Below are 21,107 nucleotides of genomic sequence, written 5' to 3' on the forward strand. Positions count from 1 at the left end.
GGGGAAGGGCGACTTCGATGAGTTTCTTGCGAGTGTGGGTCATACTATTTCCTGGGCTGAGTTTGCTCATGGCTTGCTTATGCAATTACGTGTCATAATTGCGCAACACGCAATTAGGTACATCCAAAGCGATACGCGTCGACCAGTCAGGAGGTGGTCTCCTGAAAAAAGTGTGTCTCGGTTCAATTGCGTCAAAGATTACGTCGCAATTACGTCAAACGGAATCCGCGACGTAATTGCTGCCAGTCGCCCTATTGGGCTTACTCTACTGCGCCTGGACCGGGAAACCAACGCGCGCCCCTGGTGCGGCCTACCTTGTGAATTTGCCGGTCGGCCTGCATGTTGCGCAGGAGGCGCTGTACCTGATCATGCGTGAGTGATGGAAGCACTTGGGTTAGTTCGCCAAACTGAGTGCCTTCGGTTCGGTTGTCTTGGATATGCTTAAACAAGAGCGCCTTGTTCGTTTCGCGATCAAGCCCCTTCTTGCGGGTATAGATACCACCCTGCCCCAGGAAGGCATACAAAGCCCGCGATAGCATATAGCGCACACCGCGGCCACGGCCGGTGCGTTCCGATCGATCGCCGATCAGCCAGGAAAGGCAGTCGATCTCGGAAACGATCGGAATCGGCTGTTCGCGATGCACCAGGTCGAGAAGGAGGAAGTCCTGCGTGACAAACGCAACCAGCCGTTCTGAGCGCGGCCTGTTCCAGAAAACGTAAGAACTGTGGGTCTTGAATCTCGCCGTGAAGGGTGAGCGCCACCTGGTACGCATCACTATGGCGGAAGTCCGGCTGCGGCTTGCTCTCGCGGATGCACTCCTCAAAGATCCGGTTCATGCCTTGGCCCGCTCGCTCGACCAGGCCGCAGCGCGCAAAGGCTTCGGCAATCCGCCGGTTGCGGCGCCTGCCGCCGAGAGGATGTTTCGAGGGTGATCCCGGAGGAAACCCGCCTGGACTCACGACCTCCAGGCGGCGGGGATACTGGCGCACAAAGACGGACCCCGGCAGACGGTAATCCCGGTGGCTGACGGCGTTGAGGATGGCTTCGCGCACCGCGGCCTCGTTGAAGGTGGGCACGTCAGCGCGACAAGCCGTACTGAAAGTGCTGTTTGTCGTTGCGGAGGTTGATCTTGTGCCAGATCTCGTCCTGGAACAGAAAGAAGCCCTGGCGGTATTCCTCACGTTGGGCGGCCGGGCCAGTGACATCGCTCGAACGGTATTCGAAGATGACCTCTGCCTGGCCCAGATACCGGCCGAGCGCCTGGTGCGTGTCAAACAACACCAGCGCGGCGTAGGTCACGCCGCCGCGCACCACCAGTTCGGCGTCCGCCAGGAGTTGCGCGACAGGAAGCGCTTCGAGGGCTTTGTTGCCCGACTTGCGCTGCCACATGGCAGGAGTGGCCGATGGCCGCAGGATCGAGGTCGGCCAGCTACGGCCTGAGGGCAGATTTCCGCCGAAGTCCGCCAGCCTCATCAAAATGCGCTTGAGCAAATCCGGGGGGTCATCAGGATCAGGTCTTCGCCGCCGCATCCAGTAGGCGCCGTGGTATTGGATCGAAACCGTGGGAAACGAGGGAACACTGAACACGATCACGCGGCCATTGGGATGCTGAAGGACTGCAACATCCACGCGCAGCCGCAGCCGCTCGATCAAGCCGGCCTTCGTGCGCTCCAGGTCGGTGAAGGCATGGCTGCCGACGACGTGCCGGGGCCGCCTGTCCGTGACGCCTAAGATCATCGTTCCGCCGCCCTCGTTGGCAAGCGCCACGCAATACTTGACCAGTTCCTCGAAGTCGTAGCGATTCCTCGCCTCTTTGAACTCCAGGTGCTCGTCCTCCCCGGCGCTCAACCAGGCTTGAAGTCGGGTCAGATCAACGTTCATCCGGGCGCCTCCCCACGTGCCCACCCCAGGCGCAGCCTGTTCGGATGGCCGTGACCCCTTCGGACAGATTTCTCCCGCGCCGACGCGGTGTTGATCGCGTCAAGAGGGAGGGCGACTTCGATGAGTTTCTTGCGGATGTGGGTCATGGCAATGACATCCAGTTTTGGACTCTATTAGCGAATTTTGCTAATAGAGTACGAATAGGCGCTGTGACAACAAACAACGTGTCCAACGATGTACGCCCTTGACGGCCCAACAGACCCATCTTAGAGGCGATGGGCGTCACCGACTCCAACAACCCTGGTCGCCGCGCCCACTACGAGGGCAGGACGACTTCGGTCAGTTTTCACCTCACGATACGTCATTCTCGACAGGAGGCTCTGGGAACCAGACGGCTCTATCAATCTGACCGCAATAGACGAAGTCAATGCCATTGCCATCTCCGGCGCCGACAGGCGTGAACATGGCGCCATGCTCGTTCACGTAGAAGCGCCCACCCTGATACCCGCGTACGCTTGACACTGGTTGCACCGCACGCCACGGCCGCCTTGTCACCCAGGATCTTTCCGAGTTGAATCCGACGGGTCATCGAAGGGCGTACGCGCGGCGGACTATCGTCGGTCAGTGCGGGCGACTCGCAGTAAATGTCTGCCCCACCAGCGGCAAGCACATAGGGAATGCCGGGCCGCGGGCCTACCCAGCGGTCGCCCGGATTGAGCGACGCACCGTCCATCGTGATCGGCTTCGTCGTCAGCGGTCGCCCCTCGAACTCGAAGCTCAAATCAGTGTCGAGCCGACACGCATAGTAGTAATGGGATCCAAAGCCTGATCCAGACATATCAGCGACCGGGACAATCACATGCCGGTACTCGTTCACGTAGAAGGCGCCGCCAGGCTGAACACGTAGCGCCGATTTCACTGTGTTTATCCGCTGGGCGAGGTCGGCTCCGGCCCCCTCGACGGCCAGGTAGCGTAATCCACCACCAGCTTCGTAAAGCACTGTAATCTTCCAAGCGCCGTCCAGGAACCGGACCGCGTACTTTGCGAGTTTGCTCACGTTCTGCGGCCAAACACCGCGATAGAGAGTTGGTGTTGTCATGTCATATACTCCTTTCCAATCCATTCTGGTTGAAACCGCCAAGACTCGGGGACAATCCGCCCTACGTAGAGCGAAATCCAGGTACCGTCCCACTCCTTGCGATTTGTAAAAACGTGGCCATTGGCGGTCACGCGAACGCGCCCCTCCCCAGCTTGCTGGGCGAGCCTTTTTGAAGCCCTGCGCCATCTGAGTGTCAGGGCCGCATACCTGCATTTGAACCTCATCGCGTCCCCACGTGGTCGGGAAATACCAACTGCTGTCGAGTGAACCGTCAGCCTGAATGTTGCACTCAATCCCGATCGTTTTCGGCCCTGGCCAAGGATCCCCCGGTGCCAGGGTACCGGGGTTGCTCAAGTCGAACACTCCACCGCCTGGTTGCTCGAGCACAACGGGTCCAGAAAAGAAACCAATGATCACGCGTACGCTCACCTCATCGTCGTGCTGGAGCGGCTTGATCACGAGACCATTCGGGAGCAGCAAAATGCGACCACCACTCCAGTGATCCTGTACAACGGCAGTTAACGCCCTGGCGCCGGGAGAATCTACGATCGGCCAAAATTCTTGCCCATACTGATTGCCTACCCAAGTACCAGGTCGATTGTGGTGGAACCGGAAGCCCGAATGGTCCCCTCGTGAAGGTGAGTACGGCCCCCACCAGCGCAAAAAGGGAGACGCCAGGGCTTGAAATGTGAAGGTCGTCATTGGGCAAACTCCAGTGGAGCGAGCAGTACCTCATGGGAGATACGTTCGCCCTCAACATCCAGCCAGTATTTTGTGCCGCCATCCCAGCAGAGCTCCCGAATCTGCCGAGCCAACCGTCCCTCCTCACGCCGGATCCACTCAAGAAGCCGGTCGCGCGCCTGTCCTGCCTCGGGCGTTCGGCTGGCGTCAGGTCCCCAGCGCGAAGGAGATGTTCCCCTTGCGCCGTTCATCGTCGCGGGCAATCATGCGTCTCCCCGATGTGGTCATGACTCTCAAGTGAATGACTGTGGTAGTATTAGATTCAGGCACATCATCGATCAGGCCCAGAAAGCGCCAGTTTGCCTCACCGACCCCACCTGAGTCCGTACGCACGATCAGATGGCAGGCCGGCGTGATCCTGGCGCGGCGATAGGGGCTGTGCTGGATGATTGCATCCACGAGGTCTCGTGAGGCAGGAATGAGAGTCCCATCTTCGGTGCGGAGGTTGCCGTCTTGATCCACCCGCACCTCGCGCCCGTGTGTCTGGCCGGGGTACGGACTCTGCGGTGCAAGCCCGGCGACATCTACCTCCCACGACGGAGGCCGGTACGTCCGTGGGGCCGAAACCGACACCTCAAGGCCCTCAGGCCAGCGTGTGCCCTCGTCGCCGGGGCGCCAGATGAAGTACTGATTTCGTTCTGCACCGATGACGTTCTCCCAATCAGCCTTTTCGTATATCGCTTCGTCTTCAGTGTCGCGGACGTAAAGCACGAAGACACGCGCGCTTCGGCCACCGGGTTTGCGCCGCAGCATCCGTCCGAGACTTTGGATTCGCTGGCGTACTGAACTCGACGAGGCTGCGATGATGCCGAGATCGGCTGAGGGCACGTTGAAGCCTTCGACGAGAGATTTGGCGCTGATAATGACCCGGGCCACACCTTCTCGAAACGCCTCGATGTTTTCAGCGCGAAGACCATCTGGAAGCTGGCTGTGTTCGAGCACGGCCGGAATCTTTCGCTGGAGCGCTTGTAGAAACAGATTCTCGATAGCCTCGATCGATTCGTGAAAGACAATGGCGCGAGCATCTTGATCGGCCAGGGACTCCGCCAGAATGCCCAGCGCCACGTCCGTGCGCGCGTGTGCCCGGTAGAGCAGGCGTTTACGCCGGCTAGCCAGCCCGATAAAGCGTTCGGCCTCGGCTGCGGCAGTTCCGCCTCTGCTGGCCTGGGTCTGACACCACGCAAGGAAGTTTTGCTTCGACTGACTCTTGCCGTGATGGATCTGCAGGGTTTGCGCAGATCGGTGATCTCACGGCTGAGTCGAGCATGTTCTGCGGCCTCAGGCGGCGAGAGCGACAACCCGATGTGCCAGACCTCAAACGGTGTAAGAAGGCCTGCTTCGAGGCTCTGTCTAAGGGTGAAATCGTAGATGATGGGCCCCAGCGCCTGCCCTACCAGCCCCTGCTCGTAGGCTGCGTCACTCGGTAGCTCGCCCGTCTCCAGATCCGGTTCCGGCGTCGCCGACAGCCCAATCGTAAACCGCGGCTTGGCGTCAAAAATCCGGCTGGCCTGGGCTGCGACAGCACGATGGCATTCGTCAACAACGAGCAGCGTCCGCCGGGACCAGCCCGCTCTTCGGACAAGATCCGGGAGCCGCTCACGGGCCGAGTTCAGCACGCAGATAAGGATGCGGACAGTTGAGAGGGAGGGCGGTTGCTGACCCCCTCCCATGAGTCCGATGGCGGAAGGCGGGAGGTTCCCACGGCGCGCCTCGTCTTGCCACTGGAACATGAGTGGGATTGTGGGTACGACCACGACCATGCGCAGGTCTGGTTCCCGTTCGTTTTGCAGTGCCTGCGCCGCAGCGAGTGCGAAGAGAGTCTTGCCGCCGCCAGTTGCCACTTTCACAGTACCGCGTCCATCCTTCAGCCAACGATTCAGACACTCATGCTGCCATTCGTAGAGAGTAGCACCTTCGGGCACCAGGCGCCAACGCGCCGGAATGGCGGCATCTCCGAGGGTGGCATCGGGTGCAGATCGAATAACACCGTCGTCGGACTCGGCTGCTTCTGTGCTTCTCTCCGCCATAGCGCGGCGAGTCATGAACCGTAGAAGGAGCAAACGGTCGGAATCTGTAAAACCAAACTCCTGGTCCCTGTGTCTGTCGTTCATGTTACAGCCTTCCAAGCATCTCAATCAAACCATCTCAGGGTCACTGGGAGGTGTGATTGCAGCAGGAGGGCGCCCTCGATGAGTTTTTTTCTCGTGAATGTGGACATTAAGTTCCCTACGATCCATCACTTTGGCAGAGTTTGTTCATTGCCGAATAGACGAGTTCTGCACGCTTATTGAGGAATGCGTGGTAGTCGCCTTGAACCATTTCGTCGTAGGGAATGAGATGGCTTGCGAGTCGTTGTCTAACTTCATGCTCGCCTAGTGTCGCACCGTCGCGCCGCTCCGCAAGATAGCCCTCTGGTTCTCTATCCGAGATGTTTCTGTTAGTACGCCACGTCACCAGGGCGCAATTGAGTGACCGATAGATCTGATCATCGGGAACGCCAAGCCGGTTCAAATGTGCGAATGGAAAAAGATGGTGATATTCGCGCTTCGCTAGGTTTGCCCGTGTGGCAGTGCCACCATCCGCAAGATCGACTCCCCCGTGCTTCAACGCTAACGCCAGGATGGCCCTGGCGAGGCGGTCCTTTCGCACAGGCCAACCGGCCGCGATTAGTTCCTGCGCCTGCGGAAGCGGATTCAATTCATCTTCAAAAATACTTGGTACGGAACTACCAGCCCCCGTGATCAATGGCTTCAATTCATTAAAGTCGACTAACGCCCGCGAATTGGTCGATTTCTCGTACCTGCTTGAGAAAAAGACCCGCCACAGATACTTACGAAGGATGGTGCGGGCGCGTCCCTCTGCGTCCAAACCTATCGGTGCGATCCCCCACAAGGCGACCAACACTGGGATGACCACATCCGTAGGCAATCGGGCCGCGTCAAAGATTCGTTCCTGCTCGAGGAAATCCACTGTTCTGGACACTCCGGTGAGGAATATCTCCCAATTTGCGAGCAATCGCGATCCGAAATCCTTCGCCATATAGGTGGCATTCGTCGGCGCTCGGGCCTGGAGCAAAGCACTGGCATAAAGGGTAAGGTCTTCTGGGGAGTAGTAAGCTGAGATCTCAGGGCTGACTTTGCGCGAAGCCGCCACCAGATCATGCAATGACGTGCCCATGCCCGCTTCAACCTGGGCAACCACAATGTCGTAGATGGACAAAGCGGTTGCAGACGTGTTCATCTTGATGAAGACATCTAGAGCAGTCTGTTTCTTGGTGACCACTGGAAGGGACATGAATGGGAGGTTGAAGGACGCGAACTTTTGTCGCAACAGTGAGACTTGGTCGGAAATTTCATCTCGTTCTCTCTGCCGGTGGCTTGCCTCGTTCGTCCATTCGCGGAAACTCTGTTGTTCGCTGATGTCAGGTCGGAAATATTGGAGCGGAATCATGTGAGTGTACGTGAGATAAATGGCTCCTCATTACCTATCTCAAGAATCAGGGCTGCACCCACTGGTAGATCCTGAAGTATAGTGTTAAACATCTGAGTGACGCGGGAATGGTCCCACGCTTCGAACCTTTGAAAACGCGGTAGCACGGTCTGATGCGTTCTGATACGCGTGAACCAATCTGGAAGCAAGCGGTTTCTGGCTTCAATCGACATAGACACCCTCCTTAGCTGGCTAAAGACTATTGTGGCCTTTCCGAACGTGCCAGAAGGCCCGCGAAGTCATAATTTGCGCTCGTCACCCTAAAATCCGGCTCACGCGTGAATGGACGCTGCACGTATTTTACCATACAGCGCGCCCACCACAGGTGCAGCGTCGAGGGGTGGCCGTGGCGGATGGATTTCTCCCGCGCCGACGCGATGTTGATCGCGTCGAGGGGAAGGGCGACTTCGATGAGTTTCTTGCGAGTGTGGGTCATGGCGAAGTCCCGTTCTATTAGCACATTTTTAGGAGTTATGAACAATTATGAACAATTATGAACAATTTACGGACAATCACAAAGTGCGTTTGTGCGACAGGAGCAGACACTACGGCAACCGATAGGATGCTCCTCTACGGGTTCCTTCTAGCCGAAGCAGGCCCTGATCGCACATTTTGTGCAACAAATAGCGCGCCTGAACTTCTGTGATGCCAAGCAACGCCCGGCACTGCGACCGTTTGATGGTTCCGTGCTGGGCTACATGCGCCAGAATTTGTCGCTCCGGCGTGTCTGGTTGAGGCTGAATCGTCACCTCCACGGGCGCGTTCAACGTATAATAAGCCCAGCGTCGCGTGCTGTGCTGCTCAGTCAGCCCAGTTTCCACCAACCGGGTCAACTCCCGATTGGCGGCGCGGCGCTTGTCCGGGTCGCTCAGCAGCAGCTCGGCATGTTCGGACGGGTCGTCCACCATCTGGCTGAAGATCACCGCGCGCGCCGCGGCCAGCGGTCGCCGCGCCCACCACAGAGCGTGGAGGGGTGGCCGTGGCGGATGGATTTCTCCCGCGCCGACGCGGTGTTGATCGCGTCAAGAGGGAGGGCGACTTCGATGAGTTTCTTCTTGGGGTGCTGAATCATGCGTGTTGCTCAACATCCCGCGTAAATTGCTCGGCCTGGGAGCACCGTTCGCGAACGGTCTTCCATGCTTCCGCCACTTGGGGTGCGATGGTCTGATAGACGCGTTCCGGCTTCTTGATCTGGCCGTCGGTCCGACGCAACAGTTTGCCGTACTTCTTGAGCGTCAGCCGGTAGCCAGGGTGGTTTGCACCCGACCGCAAACACTCGTATACGGATCGCGTGCATAACTCGTCGTCGGGAAAGAGTGCGGTAAAGGTCCAACTCTCGGTGTCCTGAGCGGGAATCGCCAGCACGACCTTCGACGGCAGGGTGTCCTGTCGCAGCCAATGCGCGATGACCTGCCGCAGCCTGATAGCGGTCGAAGCAACGGGTGGACACGGTTGTTGGAGATCGGCAACAGGGTCGTCATCGCCTTCTTGCAGATCTGCTTCTGCGGCAATACTGGCGTCCACGTGAATGACGAGCAGGTCTAGGGCCGGTCCGGTTGCGCCCGAAAGGATGGCATCCAGGGTAAGACCTTCCCGGCGCCACGTCTCTCGACACCAGCGACGCACCCCTTTCCAGCCGCTCCCCGTTTCACCGAACGTTGGGGTGGGCTGGAGAGGCAAATAGCGATGCTGGCCTGGGATCAACTTGCCCAGCACGGCTTTCAGCACAAGCCGGTCAGTTGGTCCTTCGACGACGGTGCCAATGATCATACTCAGTCCTTTTTTTTAGAACAGATCTGGTACACCACCCAACCGGCCCATCACCCATAGATTGGAGAGCGACAGCCCATTCTCGATGACGCGGAGCATCTCATCCGACACCGGCACCCTGTCTACCCGCGTAGTGCCCTCGACGTCGCGCTCCACGGTGAAGAGCCGGATGCGGTCGTCGCGCAGGTTCAGGCTGTCGAGCACCAATGGATTGTGTGTTGTGAGAAGCACTTGTCGTTCAGGTTCTGCCTTCAGCATCAATTCGCAGAAGAGACGGACCGTAGCTCGGGCTAATCTGGGGTGCATGTTCTGATCCAGGTTCTCGATGGCGAATAACCGCGGTGAATGGGGATGCAACGCCAGCACCAGGGCAAAAAGCACGTAAAGCGCTCCTTCGCTGGCATCGTAAGCCGAGAGTTGGTTGCGATCGCGTCCCATCCAGCGATCCGTGAAGCGGATGATGCTGCGCGTTGTTGGCACACTGGCCGAGGTCAACTCACGCGATGGCGGCACCACAGCGATTTCATTCACCCAATCGAGCAACTCAAGCAGTCTGTCCAGGTCCAGGGCGCCGAACTTTCCTTGCCTGGGTTCGAGCAATTCCTGAACCGCTTCAGCCAGTTGGCCGCCGGCCAGGCCGACCGGAATGCGTTGTCTGATGTCCGCTTCCATGCCACGCAGCGTGGGTGTGTTGGGTGCAAAGACAGCATAGTCTGCCAACACATCCGTGCGCAGTCTGGTCGCGTCACCGATAGGTTGATTCGCTATTCCGTCCGCCAATGACGGCGCTGCGAACATGCCCGGTATGCCAGTGTCACGTTCATAGAGGACAGCCTGACTATTTGGATCGCGCACCAGGCGTGTCTCAGTAAATGGCCACGGTCGCTCACGTTCATCTGTTTCCATAAGTAACCGAAGTGTGTAGTCCAACTGGCAGTCAGGTGTATCGAACCGTGTCTCGATCCTGGTTTCTGTTACGGGCTGGGTCTTGGCGAAAGAGGACCGATAGAGCGCTGGCGCGCTGGTTCTTACACCGCGTCTTGCTAACGCTTGGTCATCTAATCGGCCTTCAGCAACGGCGCTGACAAACCCGAGTGCTTCAAGCAAATTACTCTTGCCGCTGCCGTTGGCGCCAATGAAGACATTGACGCAGCCGAGCGGAACCTCCACTTGCTCTAGTGACTTGAACCCACGAACCGTAATCGAAGTCAACATGTTTGCCTCTTCGAACCCTCATCGCACAGACCGGTCTTGGATGCCATTCATCGTTGAACGGTCGGCGTCGGCGGTAGACTCGCGGCGTATTATCGCTCAGAAATTCGACGAGCGCCAAAATGGGTTCATCCAGATGCCGGCAGCGCAACCCAGAAGATGCTGCCTTTGTCAACCTCGCTGCTGACGCCAACGTGACCGTGATGCGCCTCGACAATACTGCGCGCCAGGTAAAGCCCCAGGCCGCTGCCATCCACGCGTTGGGCGCGTGCGGTCTGGCCGCGATGAAAGCGGTGGAAAAGCCCCGGTATTTCTGCGGGCGGAATCCCCATGCCCTGGTCAATCACGGCGATGATGGCCCAACCGCTGGCATTGGCCGGCAGAGCCAACTGCAACCGCAGCGGGTCGGCGGCGGGCGCGTGGCGATACCCCACCAGGCGAATCAGGCCGCCGGATGGGCTGTACTTGGAAGCGTTCGCCAGCAGATTGGTCAGCACCTGCTCCAGGCGTGGTTGATCGCCGTGTACTGCGGGCAGGTCGGGCGCCAGGTCAACCTCGATCTGCATCCCATCGGCGTTCAGCAACGGCCTCAGGGCATCTACGACCCCGCTCGCCAGCATGCTCAGGTCCACCGTCTCCACGTTCAACGCCAACTGGCCGGCCTCCAGCTTGGATACTTCTAACAGGTCGTTGACCAGGCGCTGCATGCGCTGCGTGTTCTTCAGAATGATGCCGGCGTACTCTGTCTGCTCGCCCGTCAAATCCCCGGCCATACCGGTGGTGAGCAGTTCCGCATAGCCCATCACCGAGGAGAGCGGTGTGCGCAGCTCATGCGAGACCGCGGCCATGAACTCCGAACGCATGCGCTGCGCGGCGGTGCGTGCGCCCACGTCACGCGCGATCAACTGCACGCCGGGTTCAGTGGCCATGCCCGCCATCCGCGTGGCCCCAAGCTCCAACAGCAGCCAGGCGCCGTCGCGGTGTCGCCAACTGCTTTCCCAAATCTGGTGGTCGCCGTCCAGCACCGAATCGAGCATGCGCTGGAAGTTGGCCTGCTGCTCCAGGGGCACGAAATCGGTCCACGGCTGCCCGATGACGGCCGCGGCGGCATAACCGGTCAACGCGTTGGCGCTCTGGTTGAACTGCAGCAAGCGGCCGTTATGATCGAGCACCCAGATGGCATCGGCCGAATCAGCGATGCGTTGGGCCAGACTTTGTTGTTCAGCTTGCAGGCGTTGATACGCCTCAGCTCGTTCCAGGCACGTACCCAATTGGCGACCGAGCGTCTGCAGAATCTCGCCCAACTCGTCGGGCAGGCGTGGCGGCGTGTGATTAGCAACCAGGATGGCGCCCAGGAGATTGCTGCCCGCGGCCATAGGCACACTCATAGCCCAGAACAGGACGCTGGCTGCCCCCGGCGCTGCGGACGCCTCGTTATCGGCAAGCAGCGTGTTGATGACCGGGCCATTTTCGGCCAGGGTACGCTGCGCCAAGGGATGTTCGTGCAGGCGCTGGCGCAGCGGGGCCGAAGCGCCGACCACCACCGGCAGCTCGAGCGTCTGGCGCTTGCTGTCGAGAACATACATCGCCACCGTACGTACATCGAAGGCTTGCGCAATTTGATCGGCCGTTGTCTGCAGCACTTCCTGCACAGGTAGCGAGGAGATCAGCACATCGCTGACCTGGTTGAGGGCGCGCAGCAGTTGGCGATGATACTGCAAGCGCATTTCACGCCGGCGCACCAGGTAGAAGCTGAGGCGGATGGTCAGCAGATTGACGAGAGCGAAGGCGGCGATCAAGATGAAAAAAGCGCGTGCGGAGATCAAGCCCAGCCCGCGAAAGTAGAGGCCCAGGCTGATGATGACCAGGGTCGCCAGAACGGCAGTCATTGCTTCGCGCAAGATGAGAGGCGAAGTCTCCGGAGGAAACAGGTCTTTTGTGAATTTCACGGCACAACCTCATGATCGGCCCCGGGTGGTTGTGACGATGTCATGTGGCAACGATGCCAGGAGCAACAGGATTGATTTTGGCCCTACGGTCGGTCGGGAGAGCAGATGCAGGTTTCTGCCATTTGAGCCGCCGATTGAAATCGGTGGCGACTCAAACGGTCAAATCGGGATCGCCGACACGCGGAGGGCTGCCAGGTTCGCCCGCCGTCCAGCTTGCGCACCAGCGCTCCGGAGGCGCCGGGCGATTGAAATGGCGAGATTGCGCGGCCCGGCAGAACAGGTGAACACGCGTCACCTGACCGTCGCCGTTGCTGCGGAACGTCTCGCCGAAGCAGCAATTTGCACAGCGATGTCCCTGCAGCCGGCTCCAGATCAGTTGCAGGTCAGGCCATGCGCTGCGAATGGGTGTCAACACGCCCTTCAGACCAGCGCCTGCGACAGGGCGCGCCGCGCCAGAATGCCAGCCATCTGGCGCCGGTAATCGGCGCTGCCCCGAAAGTCTGACACCATCTCCTGCCTGGCCAACAAATCAGCCAGCGCCTCCGGCAGCCGGGCCGGATCCGGTGTGAACTCCTGCAGGCCGCTGAGTACCAGGGGCTGGCCGGTCACGCCGCCCAGGACAACGGTGACGGTGGTCCGAGTGGGGGTGACGACCGCGACCGCGGCCACGATGGCCTCATCGCGCGGCGTGCGCGCCACCGTCGCCAGGCCATACCGGGCTTGAGCCAGGCGCTGGGGCAGCAGCACTTCCAACAGCAGATGTCCTGACAGCGCCGACGCGTCGGCCGGCATGTCGGCCAGGGTGCGCAGGGCAACCTGGCGCGGCGGACCGTCGGCAGCCACGACGATCGCCTGCGCTTCCAGGGCGAGGAGCGCAAGCCAGAAGATGGATGTGGAATCGGCCCGCGCGACCAGGCCGCCGACGGTCGCCACATTGCGGCGATTGATGGGGCCTGCAGCCTGCGCCGCACGCGCCAGCAGTCCGTTGGCCCAACTAGCGGCCGCGGAGGCAGGCGTCAGGCTGGCCAGCGTCAGCAGCGCGCCGAGATGCAGACCATCCGGGTGGATGTCGGCGAAAGCGAGCGGCAAATCGCACAGGTCCACCACGGTGTCGGCGGCGCCAGCCATCAATTCTGGCACCAGGGTGGTACCGCCGGCCAGCAGGGCCACGGCCGGGGTCCGCGCCAGCAGGCGGCGCACGGTCATCACATCAACGGGGCGATGGTATTCGGCAAGATGCATGACGACTCCTTACTTGCGCTCGTACTTGCCCATGACCTGGGCCTGGCCCAGCACATGACCGGCGAGCGCGCGCTCCAGTTCGGCACGCGCAACGCCTGCATGCAGAGGCAAGGAGGCCGCGTCCAGGGCATACAGGCGAAAGTAGTAGCGATGCAGGCCATGTCCACGCGGGGGATAAGGCCCGCTGTAGCCCGTTTCGCCAGAGTCGTTGCGACCGCTGACGCCTGGGCCGCCGGGTTGCCAGCCTTCCGCCAATTGATCGAGCGTGACCGGCAAATTGAACAGCGTCCAGTGGGTCCAAGTCCCGCGCGGCGCATCGGGATCATCCACAATCAACACAAAGCTCTGCACGCCAGGCGGCGCGCCGCGCCAGGTCAGCGCCGGCGACACATTGACCCCCTCGCAGGTACACCGCGCGGGGATCATATCGCCATCGCGAAATGCACTTGTCTCCAAGATAAACGCCATGATAGACCTCGCAACTTTCCTGTCCACTCAACCGTAGGTCACGTCTCCGGCGTGACGACGCCCCCGGCGACAAATCACGCTTTGGTGCGCCAATCAAGCAAAATAAAGCAAGCCGGGGGCTTGCGTTACAGGCGTCGTGCGCTGTGGGCGGCGTAGAGCACGATCGAGCCGGCGACGGCCACGTTGAGCGATTCCACCTGGCCGACCATGGGCAGGCTGATCAGCCAATCGCACGTTTCACGCACCAGGCGACTCAACCCCTGGCCTTCGCTGCCCACCACCAGGACAAGCGGGCCGCCCAGGTCGGCCTGATCGAACGGAATGGCCTGCGCATCCACTTCCAGCCCGGCCACCCACAAACGCTGGGCCTTCAGATCCTGCAAGGCCCGCGTCAGGTTGACGACCTGGGCGATGTGCAGATGCTCCACCGCGCCCGCCGACGCGTTGCTGACCGTGGCCGTGATGCCCGCCGCGCGGCGATCGGGCAGCAGCACGCCATGCACGCCCACCGCTTCGGCCGTGCGCAACAACGTGCCCAGGTTTTGTGGATCCTGCACATGATCCAGGGCCAGCAGCAGCGGCGCCTCACCAGCGTCGGCCAGGATGGCGTCCATCTCGCTGTAGGGATAGGCAGACACCTCGGCCACGACCCCCTGATGGTTGGCGCCGGCGCTGATCTGGTCGAGCCATGCGCGGTCGCCTTCAGCCGCCGGGCAGTGAGCCGTTTGCGCCAGCGCGATCAGCTCTGCCATGATGCCGCTGCGCTGGCTGCCTTTGGCCAGCACGATGCGCTGCACCCGGCGCCGGCGCGCGCGCAACATCTCCCGCACTGCCTGACGGCCAAAAAGCCATTCACTGGCGAAAGTTGCCATCTGCAGCCCGCCTCAGCCGGCGGCCAGGCGCCAGCCGGTGCCTTGCGCACCGTCTTCCAGCGCCACGCCCAGGTCTTTGAGTCGGTTGCGAATGGCGTCCGCCTGCGCCCACTGCTTTTGCTGACGGGCCTCGTTGCGCAATTCGATCAGATAGGCGACCAGGCCATCGGTCACGGCCAGCAAGGCCAGCCTGCTGTTGTTGTCACCCTCGGCGGGCAGCAGGCCCAGCACCGTGCCGACCAGTTCTGCATACAGGCTGTCCAGCGCCGCCACCGTGGCCCGGTTGGGCAGCGTGGCGGCATTGAGCAGCGTGTTCGTCTCGCGACTGAAATCGAACAACTCGGCGATAGCGCCCGCGGTATTGAAATCATCATCCATGGCCGCGCGAAAGCGCGCGCGTGTCGCGTCGAGCAGCCCGGCCACAGCAGCCGGCATGTCACCCGTGTCCGCGGCCGCGCTCAGTTTTTGTTTGACGAGGCGCACCGCGCCCAGGAGGCGGCTGTAGCCCTTTTGCGCGCCTTCCAGGGCGCCGGTGCTGAAGTCGGTGCTGGAGCGGTAGTGCGTGCTGAGCACAAAGAAGCGCAGCGCCAGGGGTTCGACGATCTTGAAGGCGTCCTGGATGGTGGTGTAGTTGCCCAGCGATTTGCCCATCTTGATGCCGTTGACCGTCACCATGTTGTTGTGCATCCAGAAGCGCGCGAACGGCGTGTCGTTGCTGGCACATTCGGCCTGGGCAATCTCGGCTTCGTGGTGGGGAAACTTGTTCTCCAGGCCCCCGCCATGGATGTCGAACGGCTGTCCCAGGTACTTGGTGGACATGGCCGAGCACTCGATGTGCCAGCCGGGGTAGCCCGCGCCCCAGGGCGAGGGCCATTGCAGGATGTGCGCCGGCTCGGCACGCTTCCAAAGGGCAAAATCGGCTGGATTGCGCTTCTCCGGGTTGATGGCCACGCGCGCGCCTTCTTCCTGGTCTTCCACACGCCGGCCGGAGAGTTTGCCGTAGTCGGGGTCGCTTTCTACGCTGAAGTAGACCGAACCGTTGACCACATAGGCATGGCCGGTCGCGATCAGTTGTTCGATCTGCACAATCTGCTCAGGGATATGCCCGCTGGCGCGAGGAACGATGTCGGGCCGCCCCACGTTGAGCATGTCCATGTCGGTGAAGTAGCTGCGCGTGTAGCTTTCGGCCAGTTCCATCGGATGTACGCGGTCGAAGCGCGCCTTCCTCACGAGCTTGTCTTCGCCTTCATCCGCGTCATCGGTCAGATGGCCGACATCGGTGATGTTCTGCACATAGCGCACTTTGTAGCCGATGTAGCGCAGATAGCGCACTGCGATATCGAAGCTGATGTAACTCTTGGCATGGCCGACGTGCGCCAGGCCATAGACGGTCGGACCGCAGACGTAGATTCCCACATGGTCGCCATGCAGGGGGACGAAATCTTCTTTTTGCCGTGTGAGCGAGTTATAGATTTGCAGAGCCATCGTCATTCTGTCCCGATCAATTCGTGTGTGGTTGGGCGAACAACATGCGCCCGGCATTGGTTTGCAGCACCTTGGTCACCACCACATCCAGGCTGCTGTTCATGTAGCGGTAGCCGTTCTCAACCACCACCATAGTGCCATCGTCCAGGTAGGCAACGCCCTGGCTGTTCTCTTTGCCTTCCTGAATGACGCGTACGCGCATCGTTTCGCCCGGCAATACGACCGACTTGACGGCGTTGGCCAGGGCATTGATATTGAGCACAACCACGCCCTGCAGCCCGGCGACCTGGTTGAGATTGAAATCGTTGGTGACGACCGGGCAGCCGAGCTGTTTGCCCAACTGCACGAGTTTGTCATCCACCTGACGGACGCCGTCCACATCGAGATCGCTGATGATGACTGGCACCGCGGACTCGTGCTGCATCTTGTTGAGCATGTCCAGCCCGCGGCGCCCGCGGTTGCGGCGCAGCGGGTCTGCTGAATCAGCAATGTGTTGAAGTTCATTGAGGACGAAGCGCGGCACGATCATCGGGCCTCGAATGAAGCCGGTTTGACAGATGTCGGCAATGCGTCCATCAATGATGACACTGGTATCGAGCAGCACCGGGGTATGTTCCTGCAGCGCGGCCGAAGCTGACCAGCGTGCGCCCAAGAGCGCAAAGATGTCCTTTTGGCGCAGGACCATCACGATAGTGCCCAAGTAGCCAAAAACCAGGGCGCCAATCGCAGGCAGGAGTTTTCCGAATGGAGAGGGCAAGAACGATAGGGGCCAGGCCAGCAAGGCGGCGATCATCAAGCCGACCACCAGCCCGATCGCAGCCGCCAGAATCTGCTGCGCTGGGATTTGGCGAACGTTGAGCCGCGCCCAGCGAGCGGGCACGGTGGTCAACCAGGGCGCCAACAAGGCCCCTATCAGGGCGCCAACAGCCGTCAACGGTGCAACCCAGCGGATGGATTCACCCGTCAGCGCTGACGTTCCTGCCAACTCCATGCCGATTTCCCACCCAAAAATACCAAGAATGAGAGCGCCAATGATACGAAACAATAAGTCCACTTTCACGAATCGCCTCCCAGGTAGAGGAATGATACCGGAATGGTATAGGAATGATACCGGAATGGTATACGTTATATTTTACTAACCATGCAATGGGTTCTGACAATTCACCTCTTGCTTTTTTTGCCTCTTGCTTTTTCAAGTGAGCGAATAACATCGCTTCGACATCGCTACGAAATGAATGAAAAAACGAATAAACGAAAAAACGAATAAGGCCGAACAATCCGCCCGGTGTACAGGTGAATCATACACGAATTTGGTATTTTATGCAACAACCGGGCTGTTTTGACGGGTTCTGACATTTGCCTATACTTGATGGCTGCCAGGGCGCCCTGCGCCAACACTATTTGCTCGGAGTAACCATGCGCGTAGGAATTTTTGGTGGCACCTTCGACCCGCCGCACATCGGTCACCTGATCCTGGCCGAAGAGGCCTGGTTTCAACTCAAGCTCGATGCCGTCATCATTGTGCCGGCCGGCGACCCGCCGCACAAGCGCAATCGGCGCCTGTCCGCAGCCGCCAGCCGGGTGCGCATGGTGAAGGCGGCCATTGTGGGCAACGATCATTTCGTACTCTCACGCGTGGATGTGGATCGCCCCGGCCCACACTACACGATTGACATGGTGCGCCTGCTGCGCGATAGCCTGCCGGCTGGTAGCGAATTGTTTTTCCTGATGGGATCCGATTCCTGCGTGACCTGCCCAACTGGCACCTGGCCGATCGTCTGGTAGCCAACTGCCGCCTGGTGGCATTGGCGCGCCATGATGTGACGCTGGACTGGGAATATCTGGAGGGCGCGCTGCCCGGCCTGCACGCACGGGTCATTCAGCTGGATATGCCGGAGTTGGAAATCGCCTCGCACATCCTGCAAGAGCGTATCCGCACCGGCCAGCCCATCCGCTACCAGGTGCCGGAGGCCGTGGAGGCCATCATTGCGGCTGAAGGCCTGTACCGCCGAATGAATTCGGGGCGAAAGCCGCCGAATGAATTCGGGGCGAACGGGCGTTCCGCCGCAAGGTCGGCCTGCGCCGACCCGAATTGCGTCCACGCAGGTGGACGCCCGGCGGAACGCCCGTTAGGCGCGATTTCAATCGCTCTGCTGCGCCGACCGGCACCGCGCCCACGCAGCCTGATCTCTGATCTCTGATCTCTGATCGTCTCTCAACGCGGCATCAGGGGCAGGAAGAGCGGCTGCGTGATCGTGAACGGCGCTCCCGCGACCCAGGGTGAATCGTCATAGCCGGGCGCCTGGCCCTTCAACCGCACGCAGGTGTCGGCGCCGGGGACATTGGGTACATGCCAGGCAAAGGCCGTCGCGCCGGGCGCTGACGTGCCCAGGGCGATCCACGGCGTGCTGCTCGCCACGCGCACATCGTCCACGGTCCAGCCAACCCGCAGCAAACTGCGATCACTGGCATTGTCGAAGCGCAGCAACACGCTTTGCCCGGCGAAGCTGCTCAAATCAACCCGCGTTTCAACATAGCCGGCGCTGTCGCCCGAAAAGGCGCGGCGACCGCCAATCGGACTGCCAAAGCCGGTTGAAATGGTTTCATTGTAGACACTGTAGCTACTGTAGCCATTCGCGATCATCAACGCGCCCAGGTCAATCCAGGTTGTCCCGCCGTTCGTACTCAGTTCGATCACGCCGCCATCGAAACCTCGCTCCAGGTTGTAGGCGTGCCAAAAAATCAGCAGCGCCCGCACCGGCAGGGTCAGCGGCTGGCTGGTTTGCAGATACTGGCTGCTGACGGTCGCACTGCTGGCCGCAAACCAAGCGTGGGTGGGACTGTGCGCGCTGGCGGTCTGCAAGGACCAGCCGGGCGCGCCCACCTGACTGGTGATCCAGCGCGACGCGCCCAGTTCCATGTCATCGGCGAAAGCAGAGACCGGCGTGCAATCGGCGGTCCATTCCAGCGTGTAGGTGGCGCTGATGGGGGCCTGGTTGGTTTCCCAGGCGATGGACGCCAGGCTGCTCGCCAACAGCGTCTCGCCGCCGGCGGGGAAAATCAATGTCGGCGCGGCCAGCGGCTGCACAGGGACCAGGCCGCGTGCCTGGGCGCACGCGTAAATCTCCTCAGCATGAGCGCCCTGGTAGAGCGTGCTATCAGCCAGGATCAAGGCATCTACGCCCTGCTCGAAGGCCTGGTTGCTGGTGGTGGGGGTGGTATAGAAGTGCGCTTGCAGAATCAGGCGGTCAGCGTCCTCAGGTCCCAACTGACTGCGGATGCACCAGAGCGCGGCCGACCAGTAGCGCCCATCATCGTGCTCCTCCGACGGCACACCGCTGTATTGACCAATGTCCACGCCGCTCCTTTCATCCTTGCCGTCCACGCGGCGCAGGCAGCGCGCGCCGTTGACCAGGGGCGCATAGCTGACCGCGTCCCACTCGCCGATGCAGGGCGCATGGTTGGCGAGATAGGTGGCATCGCCGCGGTCAGCGTAGAACGACGCCGCCAGGTAGTCGCCGAAGCCCTCACCCATCGCGCGCTGCTCTGTGTTGACGCCGGGGCCCCAGCCGGGCACCTGGTTGTGCTGGATGGAATGTCCATATTCATGCGCAATGATGTCGGCGTCCTCGGCGTCATCCACCCCGCCATCGCCAAAGTGCAGGCCGTTGTCCGCTGTGCTGAAGAAGGAATTGTCCTGCGCGTAGTAGTGGGCGTGGACCGGGATGGAACGGTTGTTGACGTTGTTGAAACCGAGGCTCTGGATGTAACGCTGCAACGTATCGAGCGCGTAGTAGATCGTCACTTCCTCGAACTTGTCATTGTCGCGCGTGTAGTCGAAGATGCGGGTCGGCTCATTGGCCTGGCAGGCCGGCTTGTAGCCGCTGATGCCCGGCGCGCACAGATTGGCATACGGTCCCACCAGCTTGTCCTGCCCCGCATTGATGCCCTGCAGCGTGACGCTGCTGCGCGCCGCCTGCAGGGCCGCACTGTTGGCATTATTGTTGTCGGTCAGATTGGGATTGCCGGTCACCTGCACGGCGTTGGGGTCATACACGGCGCCGCTGTCGAACAGCAGCGCGTTGAACTGGTGCAGTACAGCGCCGCTGTGCGCGTCCACGAAGACATGCCAATCGCCCAACGGCTCCAGGGCGGGAATGAGCACATGCCAGGCCAGGCTCACTCTTTTTATCTCGCCCGCCTTTTCGCCCGCTTTCTCGCCCGCCTTTTCACCCGCCTTTTCACCCGTTTTATCACCCGCCTTTTCACCCGCTTTCTCGCCCGTCTTGTCAGCCGGGAAGATCAGCAACTGGGTCGTGACAGGGCCGCGCTCGCCGCGCAGCACGTCGAGGGCCGCGGCAGCGATGGCGGTTGCCTGCGTGGCGGTCAACTGCGGTTGTGTGTCGAGCGTGATCCGGGGCACGTAGCCGTTCTGGATCAACTGCACTTCGCCCGCGCGGCTGATGTGAACCGCCACTTCGGCCAGCCAGACCGGCAGACCCGCGTAGGTCTGCTGGTAGCGCACATGGGTTGCGCCCAGGCTTTCTGTGACGCTGAGCGGTGTCAGATCGCCCAGGTCCGCGCGCAGGCCCAGCCAGGCCGCGTTGGCCGCCAGGAGACCACGCGCCGCGCTGAGCGGGTCAGGGGCGACGGGTGCGGGGCCGCAAGCGAGCAGGTAGATTGGAGTCGCGTTGTCGGCTTTTTCCACGTGTGCGCACGTCTGCGCTAACTGCGGAGGCGCCGGTGCCGCCACGGCCACCAGGGCAAAAAGAGAGCCGAGCAACCAGAGCGCGGTCACAGCGGCCAGTGTGAGTAAAGGCTTGATGACAGACATCGAAATTCTCCCGATTCCTCCATAAGATCATTGTCAAGATCATTGTCGTCGGTGATGGTTGCGG

The 21,107-nt window shown here is 60.8% G+C and carries 19 protein-coding genes and 2 pseudogenes; 2 read left to right on the forward strand and 19 right to left on the reverse strand.

Annotated elements, in window-relative coordinates:
• Nucleotides 1-260 precede the first annotated feature (260 nt).
• From IPF85_RS22860 to IPF85_RS22945, 18 genes and pseudogenes are all read right to left on the reverse strand, one after another.
• Complete coding sequence (locus tag IPF85_RS22860) at nt 261-773, reverse strand: hypothetical protein (protein ID WP_343410387.1); 513 nt, start codon at nt 771-773, stop codon at nt 261-263.
• 37 nt (nt 774-810) lie between these two features.
• Nucleotides 811-1,182, reverse strand: a pseudogene (locus tag IPF85_RS22865) (ATP-binding protein); the annotation flags it as partial.
• Nucleotides 1,079-1,882, reverse strand: a complete 804-nt coding sequence (locus IPF85_RS22870) for an ATP-binding protein (protein ID WP_343410363.1) — start codon at nt 1,880-1,882, stop codon at nt 1,079-1,081. The gene IPF85_RS22870 and the pseudogene IPF85_RS22865, both read right to left, overlap by 104 nt.
• The gene (locus tag IPF85_RS22875) at nt 1,879-2,028 is read right to left on the reverse strand and encodes a DUF1156 domain-containing protein (RefSeq protein WP_343410364.1); all 150 of its coding nucleotides are present in this window, start codon (nt 2,026-2,028) and stop codon (nt 1,879-1,881) included. The genes IPF85_RS22870 and IPF85_RS22875 overlap by 4 nt, the downstream gene beginning before the upstream one ends.
• A gap of 278 nt (nt 2,029-2,306) precedes the next feature.
• The gene (locus IPF85_RS22880; protein WP_343410365.1) at nt 2,307-2,981 is read right to left on the reverse strand and encodes a hypothetical protein; all 675 of its coding nucleotides are present in this window, start codon (nt 2,979-2,981) and stop codon (nt 2,307-2,309) included.
• An 888-nt stretch (nt 2,982-3,869) separates the two neighbouring features.
• Nucleotides 3,870-4,787, reverse strand: a complete 918-nt coding sequence (locus IPF85_RS22885; RefSeq protein ID WP_343410366.1) for a helicase-related protein — start codon at nt 4,785-4,787, stop codon at nt 3,870-3,872.
• A gap of 1,161 nt (nt 4,788-5,948) precedes the next feature.
• Nucleotides 5,949-7,172, reverse strand: coding sequence for a hypothetical protein (locus IPF85_RS22890; RefSeq protein ID WP_343410367.1), 1,224 nt, complete (start codon nt 7,170-7,172; stop codon nt 5,949-5,951).
• 238 nt (nt 7,173-7,410) lie between these two features.
• On the reverse strand, nt 7,411-7,647 hold the full coding sequence (locus IPF85_RS22895; protein ID WP_343410368.1) for a DUF1156 domain-containing protein: 237 nt from the start codon (nt 7,645-7,647) through the stop codon (nt 7,411-7,413).
• 454 nt (nt 7,648-8,101) lie between these two features.
• A pseudogene (locus IPF85_RS22900) lies at nt 8,102-8,283 on the reverse strand (DUF1156 domain-containing protein); the annotation flags it as partial.
• Complete coding sequence (locus IPF85_RS22905; protein WP_343410369.1) at nt 8,280-8,981, reverse strand: hypothetical protein; 702 nt, start codon at nt 8,979-8,981, stop codon at nt 8,280-8,282. The pseudogene IPF85_RS22900 and the gene IPF85_RS22905, both read right to left, overlap by 4 nt.
• A gap of 15 nt (nt 8,982-8,996) precedes the next feature.
• Nucleotides 8,997-10,196, reverse strand: coding sequence for an AAA family ATPase (locus tag IPF85_RS22910; RefSeq protein ID WP_343410370.1), 1,200 nt, complete (start codon nt 10,194-10,196; stop codon nt 8,997-8,999).
• Nucleotides 10,197-10,321: 125 nt separating this feature from the next.
• Nucleotides 10,322-12,142: an ATP-binding protein gene (locus tag IPF85_RS22915; RefSeq protein ID WP_343410371.1), complete on the reverse strand. Its 1,821-nt coding sequence runs from the start codon at nt 12,140-12,142 to the stop codon at nt 10,322-10,324.
• A 151-nt stretch (nt 12,143-12,293) separates the two neighbouring features.
• A complete protein-coding gene (locus tag IPF85_RS22920) occupies nt 12,294-12,557 on the reverse strand; it encodes a hypothetical protein (protein WP_343410372.1) in 264 nt (87 codons plus the stop codon).
• Between the two features lie 5 nt (nt 12,558-12,562).
• Complete coding sequence (locus IPF85_RS22925) at nt 12,563-13,384, reverse strand: FAD binding domain-containing protein (RefSeq protein WP_343410373.1); 822 nt, start codon at nt 13,382-13,384, stop codon at nt 12,563-12,565.
• A 9-nt stretch (nt 13,385-13,393) separates the two neighbouring features.
• Nucleotides 13,394-13,852: a YbhB/YbcL family Raf kinase inhibitor-like protein gene (locus tag IPF85_RS22930; RefSeq protein ID WP_343410374.1), complete on the reverse strand. Its 459-nt coding sequence runs from the start codon at nt 13,850-13,852 to the stop codon at nt 13,394-13,396.
• A 125-nt stretch (nt 13,853-13,977) separates the two neighbouring features.
• Nucleotides 13,978-14,724: a 23S rRNA (guanosine(2251)-2'-O)-methyltransferase RlmB gene (gene rlmB, locus IPF85_RS22935; protein WP_343410375.1), complete on the reverse strand. Its 747-nt coding sequence runs from the start codon at nt 14,722-14,724 to the stop codon at nt 13,978-13,980.
• A 12-nt stretch (nt 14,725-14,736) separates the two neighbouring features.
• Nucleotides 14,737-16,209 (reverse strand): cysteine--tRNA ligase, encoded by a 1,473-nt coding sequence (cysS, locus tag IPF85_RS22940; protein WP_343410376.1) that lies wholly within the window; start codon nt 16,207-16,209, stop codon nt 14,737-14,739.
• A gap of 16 nt (nt 16,210-16,225) precedes the next feature.
• On the reverse strand, nt 16,226-17,269 hold the full coding sequence (locus tag IPF85_RS22945) for a PIN domain-containing protein (protein WP_343410377.1): 1,044 nt from the start codon (nt 17,267-17,269) through the stop codon (nt 16,226-16,228).
• Between the two features lie 356 nt (nt 17,270-17,625).
• On the opposite strand from IPF85_RS22945, the gene IPF85_RS22950 reads away from it, so the two are divergent.
• A complete protein-coding gene (locus IPF85_RS22950; RefSeq protein ID WP_343410378.1) occupies nt 17,626-17,994 on the forward strand; it encodes a nicotinate-nucleotide adenylyltransferase in 369 nt (122 codons plus the stop codon).
• A 35-nt stretch (nt 17,995-18,029) separates the two neighbouring features.
• Entirely contained in the window at nt 18,030-18,410 is a 381-nt protein-coding gene (locus IPF85_RS22955) for a hypothetical protein (RefSeq protein ID WP_343410379.1), read from the forward strand.
• Nucleotides 18,411-18,424: 14 nt separating this feature from the next.
• On the opposite strand, the gene IPF85_RS22960 is transcribed toward IPF85_RS22955, so the two are convergent.
• Nucleotides 18,425-21,043, reverse strand: a complete 2,619-nt coding sequence (locus tag IPF85_RS22960) for a M36 family metallopeptidase (RefSeq protein ID WP_343410380.1) — start codon at nt 21,041-21,043, stop codon at nt 18,425-18,427.
• Nucleotides 21,044-21,107 lie beyond the last annotated feature (64 nt).

Source organism: Candidatus Amarolinea dominans (assembly GCF_016704685.1).
In the GTDB taxonomy this organism is placed as follows: Bacteria; Chloroflexota; Anaerolineae; order SSC4; family Amarolineaceae; genus Amarolinea; species Amarolinea dominans.

Excerpts from the sequence above, each read along its gene's own strand:
- cysS (WP_343410376.1), bottom strand. The coding sequence starts at position 16,209 with ATGGCTCTGCAAATCTATAACTCGCTCACACGGCAAAAAGAAGATTTC.
- rlmB (WP_343410375.1), bottom strand. The coding sequence starts at position 14,724 with ATGGCAACTTTCGCCAGTGAATGGCTTTTTGGCCGTCAGGCAGTGCGG.
- IPF85_RS22930 (WP_343410374.1), bottom strand. The coding sequence starts at position 13,852 with ATGGCGTTTATCTTGGAGACAAGTGCATTTCGCGATGGCGATATGATC.
- IPF85_RS22905 (WP_343410369.1), bottom strand. The coding sequence starts at position 8,981 with ATGATCATTGGCACCGTCGTCGAAGGACCAACTGACCGGCTTGTGCTG.
- IPF85_RS22910 (WP_343410370.1), bottom strand. The coding sequence starts at position 10,196 with ATGTTGACTTCGATTACGGTTCGTGGGTTCAAGTCACTAGAGCAAGTG.
- IPF85_RS22870 (WP_343410363.1), bottom strand. The coding sequence starts at position 1,882 with ATGAACGTTGATCTGACCCGACTTCAAGCCTGGTTGAGCGCCGGGGAG.
- IPF85_RS22890 (WP_343410367.1), bottom strand. The coding sequence starts at position 7,172 with ATGATTCCGCTCCAATATTTCCGACCTGACATCAGCGAACAACAGAGT.
- IPF85_RS22925 (WP_343410373.1), bottom strand. The coding sequence starts at position 13,384 with ATGCATCTTGCCGAATACCATCGCCCCGTTGATGTGATGACCGTGCGC.
- IPF85_RS22895 (WP_343410368.1), bottom strand. The coding sequence starts at position 7,647 with ATGACCCACACTCGCAAGAAACTCATCGAAGTCGCCCTTCCCCTCGAC.
- IPF85_RS22960 (WP_343410380.1), bottom strand. The coding sequence starts at position 21,043 with ATGTCTGTCATCAAGCCTTTACTCACACTGGCCGCTGTGACCGCGCTC.
- IPF85_RS22950 (WP_343410378.1), top strand. The coding sequence starts at position 17,626 with ATGCGCGTAGGAATTTTTGGTGGCACCTTCGACCCGCCGCACATCGGT.
- IPF85_RS22860 (WP_343410387.1), bottom strand. The coding sequence starts at position 773 with ATGCGTACCAGGTGGCGCTCACCCTTCACGGCGAGATTCAAGACCCAC.
- IPF85_RS22875 (WP_343410364.1), bottom strand. The coding sequence starts at position 2,028 with ATGACCCACATCCGCAAGAAACTCATCGAAGTCGCCCTCCCTCTTGAC.
- IPF85_RS22880 (WP_343410365.1), bottom strand. The coding sequence starts at position 2,981 with ATGACAACACCAACTCTCTATCGCGGTGTTTGGCCGCAGAACGTGAGC.